This is a genomic window from Streptomyces sp. 2A115, from assembly GCF_052245575.1.
Classification (GTDB): Bacteria; Actinomycetota; Actinomycetes; order Streptomycetales; family Streptomycetaceae; genus Streptomyces.
This window is the reverse complement of the sequence record NZ_JBQQCG010000082.1, coordinates 1-9,209: the sequence shown is the minus strand read 5'-3', so window position 1 is coordinate 9,209 and position 9,209 is coordinate 1. Positions and strand designations below refer to the sequence as shown.

Below are 9,209 nucleotides of genomic sequence, written 5' to 3'. Positions count from 1 at the left end.
CCCCGGTATCGGTCAGTCGCTCAGTTCTCGGTCAAGCAGCCCGAAGAGCTCGTCATCGGTGGCTGCGTCCATGCCAAGGGCGGCCGTTGGACCGGCCTCGTCGGGCGGGGCGGCCAGTCGGTCCAGTGCGCCCCTCAGCGCCTGGACGAGTGCGGCGCGCCGACCGTCGTCGGGGGTCAGTCCGGTGGCCGAAGACACCCAGTCGCCCAGGGCTGTCCCGTCGAACACGGATCGTCCGGCGGTGCAGATCTCCACCAGGTGGGCGGTGAGGGCTCGGACGGTGGGGTGGTCGAACAGGACGGTGGCCGGCAGTCGCTCGCCGAGCTCCGTGCCGAGCCGGTTGCGCAGCTCGATCGCCGTGAGCGAGTCCAGTCCCAGGTCGAACAGCCCCCGGTCCTCCGGTACCTGGGCCGTCCTGGCGAGGCCGAGCACCTCGGTGACGCAGGAGGTGACGGCGGTCCGCACGAGGGTTTGTACGGCGTCGGGGTCCAGGCCGGTCACGCGTTCGGGGAGCGGTGCTGGCGCCCGCACGGCCGGTGCCGAGGCACGGGGCACCAGGCCCGCGAGCAGTTCGGGCGGGCCCTCGGGGTGGCGGGCCAGTGCCGCCGTGTCGAAGCGCGCGGGGACGAGCAGGGCTTGTTCGGGGCCGAGGACGAGCGCGGCGTCGAGGAGTTCGAGCCCGTCGGGCACCGACAGGGGGCGGATGCCGAGCCGTTCTATCCGAGCTCGCGCGGCTCCGTCCAGCGCGGCGGCCATCCCCGCGGCGTCGTCGGTGTCCCACAGCCCCCAGGCGAGCGAGGTGCCGGGCAGTCCGGCCGCGGCGCGCAGCTGAGCGAGGGCGTCGAGATGGGCATTGGCGGCGGCGTAGCCCGCCTGGCCCGCGTTGCCCAGGACACCGGCGATGGAGGAGAAGAGCACAAAGGCCGTGAGCGGCAGTCCCGCGGTGGCGTGGTGCAGATGCGCGGCCGCGTCGGCCTTGGGACGCAGGACCCGGTCGAGACCCTCGTCGGTCAGATTGGCCAGGACCGCGTCGTCAAGGGCTCCCGCCGCGTGGAACACCGCGGTGAGCGGCTGCGCGGAGTCGATACCGGCGAGGAGAGCGTCGACAGCCGTACCGTCGGCGAGGTCACATGCGGCGGTCCGTACGTCGGCCCGTGCGCTCAGTTCCTCGGCCAGGGCGCGCAGCGCGGGATCACCGTCACCGCGCCGGCTCACCAGGAGCAGGTGCCGGGCATCGTGGCGGGTGACCAGATGCCGGGCGAGGGCCGAGCCCAGGGCACCGCCCGCCCCGGTGACGAGTACGGTGCCGTGCCCGAACTTCGGGGCGTCCCCGGGCTGTTGGGTGACGACGGCGAGCCCGGGCCGGTGGGCCTGTCCGCGCCGGAGCGCGAGCTGGCCGGTCCGGTCGGCGACGGCGTGCGGCAGCAGAGCGAGGGAGTCCTCGTGACCGTCGGTGTCGACGATGCTCACACGTCCGGGGTACTCACGCCGTGCTGACCGTACGAGCCCCCAGAGCGGCGCCTGGGCGAGCCCGGTGAGCGGGTCGCCGGCGTCGACCGCGACGGCGTCCCGGGTCAGGACGACGAGGTGGGTGTGCTCGGGCAGGGTGAGGAGCAACTCCCGTACGGCGTGGATGTTGTGCCGTACGTCGTCGTGGGCGACGGCCGCCACCACGGTGTCCTCCGTGCCGTCGGGCAGGGCGACCTCGGGGAAGGGCAGGCCGTCGGTGGCTCCGCCGCGTACCACCGCAACGGTGTGGCCCACGGGGATCCCGCGGTCGAGCGGCACGGGGTTCCAGACCATCTGGTGGAGTCGTCCGCCGCCGCCCCGGCGGGCACCGCGCAGGACCGCCTCGGGCACCGGGCGGAGCCGAACCTCGTCGACGGTGAGGACGGGCCGGGCCCGGTCGTCGGACACGTCCAGCGCGAACGCGGCCTCTCCGGTCCGCCGGATCCGTACGCGCAGCGGCCCGGACGCGGTGGCGTGCAGCCGTGTACCCCGCCAGCTGTGGGGCACGTCGATCCCGGTCCCGGTCGTCGGTGCTCCGCCTGCGCGCCGCAGCGAGCCGGCGATCCAGGCGTGCAGGGCGGCGTCGAGCAGGCCGGGGATGAGCGTCTCCCCGGTGTCCACCTCCGCGTACAGGGTGTCTTCGGTCGCCCAGAGGGCACGCAACCCCTGGAAGGCAGGACCGTATTCGTAACCGTGGTCCACGAACTCGCCGTAGATGCCGCCGAGTTCGACGGGACGTGCCTCCTGCGGCCGGTCGCCCGTCCACGCGGGCGGCAGGCCGGACTCAGTCCCGAGGGAGGCTTGCGCGTGCAACGTCCAGGGCTCGTCGCCGACGGTCCTGGCATGAACGCGGACCGTGTCCCCGTCCACGGTGACCCGGAGTTGGACCTCCGCGTCCTGGTCGACGAACAACGGGGCGTGCAGGGTCAGTTCGGTCACCGTCCACGCCCCGTGCCGGCCCGCCAGCCAGGTCAGCAGGTCGACGAACGCGGCCGCCGGAAGCAGGGACGTGCCACGCAGCGCGTGATCCGCCAGCCAGGGGTGCCGGCGGTGCGACAGCACACCGGTGTACACGGTCCGCTCGCCGTCGGGGTCGGCCACCGCGGCCGACAGCAGCGGATGGCCGGGGTCGTCGGCGCCGATGCTCGTGGCGCTGCCGTCGGCACCGGCCGGGGGGAGCAGCCAAAGGCGTTCCCTGGCGAACGGGTACGTGGGCAGCGGTACGGTCACCGCGTCGGGCCCGAGCAGGGCCCGCCACTCCCAGCTCACGCCGGCGACATGGGCGGCCGCGACGAACGACCAGAGAGCGAGCAGGTCGTCCCGCTTCCGGTCGAGGGAGGGCACGGCCACCCCGTCGTCGCCGAGGTCGCACTGCTGGACCATCGCGGTGAGGGCGGCGTCCGGGCCGACTTCGAGAAAACGGGCAGCGCCGAGCCGGCGCAGCCGGTCGACGCACTCGGCGAACCGCACGGTGCCGCGCACCTGGTCCGTCCAGTGGGCCGGGTCACCGAGTGTCTCGGCACCGGCCTCGTGCCCGGTGAGCGTGGAGACGACGGTGCCGCTCGGATCGGTGGCCGTCAGCTCGCCGAGAGCCGAGCGGAACGCGTCGAGCATCGGGTCCATGTGGGCGGAGTGGAACGCGTGACTGACGGTGAGCCGCTTGGTGCGGTGGCCGCGTTCGGCGAGCAGGTCGGCGAGGGCTCCCACCCTCTCCGCGTCTCCGGAGAGCACGACCGAGCCGGGCGCGTTGACGGCCGCGATGTCCGCGCGGAGGCCGGTCTCCTCCATGATCGTCTCGACGGTGGCGCGGTCCGCCTGGACCGCCGCCATGAGCCCGCCCCCGGGCAGCCGGCCCATGAGCCGGCCGCGCGTGACAACGAGGCCGGCCGCGTCCGTGAGACTCAGCGCTCCGCCGGCGCACGCGGCCGCGATCTCGCCCACGGAGTGTCCGGCGAGCAGGGGTGCGTTCAGCCCCCAGGAGGCCAGCAGCCGGTGGAGGGCGACTTCCACGGCGAAGAGAGCGGGCTGCGTGTTCTGCGTCAGGTCGAGTTCTCCGGGCAGGTCGCCGGCGATCACGGCGGCGACATCCGGGCCGCCCGCAGCGCGCAGGGCGGCGGACACCTCGTCGAAGGCGCGGGCGTACTCCGGGAACGTCCGGTACAGCTCGGCGCCCATGCCGGTGCGCTGGCTCCCCTGCCCGGTGAAAAGGAGTGCGGTCTCGCCCCGCACCACGGAGCCGGTGACCACGACGGGGAAGGCCGAGTCGTCCGGCTTCGTGCCGCCGATCACGTGGTCGAGGCCGGCGAGGAGTTCGGTCAGGTCGCGGCCGAGGACCACGGCCCGCCGGTCGAAGGCGGTCCGGGTGGTCGCGAGGGACAGCGCCACATCGGCCGGCCGCTGTCCCGGCTCGCCGCGAACGTACCGCTTGAGCCGTGCGGCCTGTTCCCGCAGGCCTTCTTCGGTGCGGGCGCTGAGCACCCACGGGACGACGCGCTCTTCCTGTTCGGGGTCGCCGGACGGCACGGAGGCCGGTTCCTCGCCCTGTTCGAGGATGACGTGGGCATTGGTGCCACCGATACCGAAGGATGAGACCGCCGCCCGTCGGGGCCCCGCCTTCGCTGGCTTCTCGGGCCACGGCGTGGTGTCCGCGGGGACTTCCACAGCCCCCTCCGCCCAGTCCACGTGCTCGGAGAGCCGGTCCAGGTGGACGGTGCCCGGCACCTGCCCGTGCCGCAGGGCGAGCACCATTTTGATGATCCCGGCGACTCCTGCGGCGGCCTGGGTGTGACCCAGGTTGGACTTCACCGACCCCATCAGCAGAGGTCCCTGCTCGCCGCGGTCGCTGCCGTACGTGTGCAGTACCGCTCCCGCCTCGATGGGATCGCCGAGCCGGGTGCCGGTCCCGTGCGCCTCCAGGACATCGACGTCACGTGCGCGCAGTCCGGCGGCGGCGAGGGCGCTGCGGATGACGCGTTCCTGGGCGGGGCCGTTCGGCGCGGTGAGGCCGTTGCTGGCGCCGTCCTGATTGACGGCGGAGCCGCGCAGTACGGCGAGCACGCGGTGCCCGGCGCGCCTGGCGTCCGACAGCCGCTCCAGGACGAGGAGCCCCGCACCTTCGGCCCAGGCGGTGCCGTCCGCCTGCGCCGAGAACGGTTTGCACCGGCCGTCGGGAGCGAGTCCGCGCTGGCGGCTGAACTCGACGAACGTGGCGGGGCTCGCCATGACGGTGGCGCCGCCGGCCAGGGCGAGCGAGCATTCGCCGAGCCGTAGTGCCTGGGCGGCCTGATGCACGGCGACCAGCGAGGAGGAGCAGGCCGTGTCGACGGTCACGGCGGGCCCCTCCAGGCCCAGGGTGTACGCGACGCGCCCCGAGGCGACGCTGCCGGCGCTGCCGCTGACCAGGTACCCTTCCAGGTCGCCCGCGGCGCCTCGGTGCTGGTGGACCCTGGCCCCGTAGTCCGCGTACATGACGCCGACGAAGACGCCGCTGTCCGTGCCGCGCAGGGCCGTCGGGTCGATGCCCGTGTCCTCGACCGCCTCCCAGGCCGTCTGGAGCAGCAGCCGCTGCTGCGGGTCGATCGCGAGCGCCTCGCGCGGGCTGATCCCGAAGAAGCCGGGGTCGAACTCGGCGGCGTCGTGGAGGAAGCCTCCGTGCCGGGTGGACGAGGTTCCGGGGTGCTCCGGGTCGGGGTCGAAGAGGTCCTGGTCCCAGCCCCGGTCGGTGGGGAACCCGGTGATGGCGTCGGTGCCGGAGGCGAGCAGTTCCCACAGCTCCGCGGGGGTGCGTACGCCGCCGGGGAAGCGGCAGGCCATGCCGACGATCGCGATCGTGTCGTCGTCCCGGACCGGGCCGAGGGCCGCAGCGGGCGGGGAAGTGTCCGGTACGGGCCCGGCCGTGGTGGTCAGTTCGGTGACGTGGCGGACGAGCGCGGCCGGGTTCGGGTGATCGAAGACGACGGTGCCGGGCAGGCGGACGCCGAGGTCGGCGTTGAGCCGGTTGCGCAGCTCGACGGCCGTGAGCGAGTCGAAGCCGAGGTCGGTGAAGGGACGCTCGGGGTCGAGGGCCGTGTCCGGCGAGTGCCCGAGGACGTCGGCGACGGCGGTGAGCACGAGGCGGGCGACGTCCCGGCGCGCGGCCTGGGTGGCGCCGGGACCGCGCGCCGGGGAGTCCGGCCGTGCTGCGGGCTGGAGTCGTGGCGCCGTCGCCCGGGGGGTCAGTTCGGCCGCGGTGACCACGGCCAGGTCCAGACGCAGGGCACGGTCGAGGAGGGCGAGTGCGTCGGTGGGCGGCATGGGCTTGATCCCCGCCCGGGCCAGTCGGTCGACGTCCCGTTCGCTCAGACCGCCTGCGAGTCCGCCTCCGGTGTCCCACAGGCCCCAGTGGATCGTGAGCGCCGTGTGTCCGGCCCGGCGGCGCTCGTGCGCGAGAGCGTCGAGCGCGGCGTTGGCGGCGCTGTAGTTCGCCTGACCTGCGGTGCCGAGGACTCCGGCGACCGAGCCGAAGAGGATGAACGCGTCGAGAGCCGTGTCCCGGGTCAGCTCGTCGAGGTGACGGGCGGAGAGCGCCTTGGCGGCGATCACCCGCAGCAGCGCATCAGGGGTGAGCCGTTCGACCACGGCGTCCTCGGCGATGCCGGCGGCGTGCACGACGGCCGAGAGCGGGGTGTCCAGGCCGTCGAGCAGACGGGCGAGGGCTGTCCGGTCGGCGGTGTCGCAGGCCTGGACGTCGACTCGGGCACCGAGCGCGGTGAGTTCGGCCACGACGTCGGCCGCGGCGGGGTGCTCGGGGCCTCGTCGGCCGACGAGGAGGAGATTCCGTACTCCGTGGTGGGTGACAAGGTGGCGGGCTGTCTCCCGGCCGATCGCTCCGGTCCCGCCGGTGACGAGTACCGTGCCGCCGGCGCTGCGCGTCCAGGGGCGCCCGCTGCCGGGCGCCGGCACTCGCTCGCCGGGTGCCGGCCCGCCATCGGGCACAGGGGTGTGCTCTGCCGCGGCGGTGTACTCGGCCACGGGCACCAGGCGGGGCAGGCGTACGGATCCCCCGCGCACCGCCGCCTGCGGCCACTGGGCACCGATCTCGGCGAGCAGGGCCTCGTCGTGCGTCCCGTCGGTGTCCACCAGCGCGAACCGGCCCGGGTGTTCGGCCTGCGCGGCGCGCACCAGGCCCCAGAGCGCGGCCGTGCCCGCACTCGCCGGCTCGTCGTCCGTGAGAGCCATCCCCCGGGTGACGAACACCAGTGGGTCGGCGGAGCCTTCCGCGAGCCGCTCCACGATCGCGGACCTGGCGGCCTCGGCTCCGGAGAACGGGTCGTCGCCCGTCTCGGCCGGCGCGATGATCTCGATTCGCTCGGGGGCGGTGGCCCGGGGTGCCTGCGTCTCCTCCCAGACGAGACGGCGAATGTCGGCCGCTGCCGGCAAGGGCCGCAGCATGAGGCGCTCCACGGTCAGCACCGGCCGGCCGTCCGGCGCCGCGAGGTCGAGCCGGTACGTGCTGGGCCCCACGGGCTCCAGCCGTGCCGTCACCCGAGTCGCACCGGGCGTGTACAGCCGAACTCCGTCGAGGGCGTACGGGACGAGCCTCGGCCCGCCGATGGAGTGCAGCGGCAGGACGTGCAGCGCCGCGTCCAGCAGTGCGGGGTGGAGAGCGAACCGGCCCGTCGGCGTCCGTACGCCCGGCGCCAGTTCGGCCTCGGCGTGGAGTACGTCGCCGGTGCGCCGGGCGGCAGTGAGCCCCTGGAAGGCCGGTCCGTACGCGTATCCGTCTTCGGCGAGCAGTCGGTAGGTCGCCGCGCGGTCGCCGAGATCGATCCGGGTGCCGGAGTCGGCACCCGGCACCGGAGCGGCGGGGATCGCGTCGTCCGTGAGAGTGGCGGTGGCGTGGACGGTCCAGGTCCCGTCGGCGTTCCTGGCCCGTACGACGAGGTCGCCGCCCGTGCCGACGCCGACCTGTAGAGGCACCTCGGCAGCGCCGTCGAGCTCCAGCGGGGACAGCACCAGGAAGTCGCGCAGGGCGGCCCTGCCCAGGGTGGTGCCCGCCGTCAGGGCGAGTTCGGCGAGCACGGCCGCCGGGACGAGCACCCTCCCGTCGATGCGGTGGTCGTCCAGCCACGGCTGACGCCGCCGGGACAGAACACCAGTGAACAGCCTTCCTCCGTCCGGGAGTTGTGTCGCACCGGTGAGCAGGGGGTGCGAAGTGCCGTCCAGTCCGAACGCGTCCGCCGCACCGATTTCGTCGGGCACGTCGAGCCAGTAGCGGCGGTTGTCGAAGGGATACACGGGCAGGTCGACCAGCCGCGCCGCCGTGAGGTTCGGCGTGAGGTCGACGGTCACACCGGCGACGTGCAGCCTGCTCAACGCCGCGCGCACGGACGTCTGTTCCGGTGTCCCTTGCCGCAGCACGGGCACGGCGACCAGGTCCTCCTTGCCGCCCGCCTGAGCGAGGGCGGCCAGCGTGCCGTCCGGGCCCAGTTCCACGAACCGGGTCACACCGAGTTCCGTCGCGGCGCGCACCGCGTCCGCGAACCGCACGGGCCGCCGGATCTGGCGGACCCAGTACTCCGGCGTGCACAGTTCCAGCGCGTCCGCCGGAGCTCCGGTGACAGTGGAGATCACCGGTATGCGGGGCGCGGCGAACGCCAGCGGAGCGATCGTCGCGCGGAACTGGTCGAGGACCGTGTCCATGTGGGCGGAGTGGAAGGCATGACTGACCTTGAGGCGGGAGGCCTTGCGTCCCGCCTCCTTCCACTGCCGCACAAGCCGGTCCACGGCGTCCGCGTCTCCGGAAAGGACTACGGACTCGGGGCCGTTGACAGCGGCGAGTTCGACGGCACCGTCCGAGCCGGCTACGAGTGAGGCCACCTCGTCCTCCGTGGCCGCGAGCGCGGCCATGGCCCCGCCCTCGCGGGAGGACTGCATCAGCCGGCCGCGCGCGGCGACCAGAGCGCAGGCATCAGGCAGGTCGAGGATGCCCGCCGCGTGCGCGGCCGCGACTTCACCGACGGAGTGGCCGATCAGGAAGTCCGGCCGTACTCCGTGCGACTCGACCAGCCGGTACAGCGCCACCTCCACAGCGAACAAGGCAGGCTGGGCGTACCGCGTCTGCCGCAGCGACTCGGGGTCTCCGGAGAGGAGTTCACGCAGTCCCACGCCGAGGAGCGGATCAAGGTGCGCGGCGACGGCGTCGAACGCCCCGGCGTAGACCGGCGAGCTCTCCAGCAGCTCGGCGCCCATGCCGATGCGCTGGGCTCCCTGCCCTGAGAAGAGAAACGCGAGCCGCTGGTCGGGGTCGGCCTTGCCGACGATCGCGCCGGGGTGACGAAGGCCGTCGCGTACGGCCGCGATCGCGGTCAGGATGTCGGAGTCGGCGTCGACGACGGCTCGGTGATCGAACCGGGACCTACGGCTCAGGGTGTGGGCGAGATCGGCCGGCCGGTGCGGCGGGTCAGCGGCGAGAACGTGATGCAGTGCGGCCGCCTGGGCGCGCAGCGCGGACTCGGTCTTCGCACTGAGTACGAGCGGTACGGGGGTTGCGGGGTCGGGTGCCTCGGTGGGGTCCGTACCGTTGGCCTCCGCGGGTGCCTGTTCGAGGATGACGTGGGTGTTGGTGCCACTGATCCCGAACGAGGAGACACCCGCACGCCGCGGCCGCCCCCGCTCCGGCCAAGCCGCCTGCTCACGCAGCAGCTCCACCCCACAACCCG

The 9,209-nt window shown here is 73.8% G+C and carries 1 pseudogene; it reads right to left on the bottom strand.

The window, feature by feature from the left end:
- Positions 1 to 12: 12 nt before the first annotated feature.
- A pseudogene (locus ACTWQR_RS44145) lies at positions 13 to 9,198 on the bottom strand (SDR family NAD(P)-dependent oxidoreductase); the annotation flags it as partial.
- Between the last annotated feature and the right edge of the window lie 11 nt (positions 9,199 to 9,209).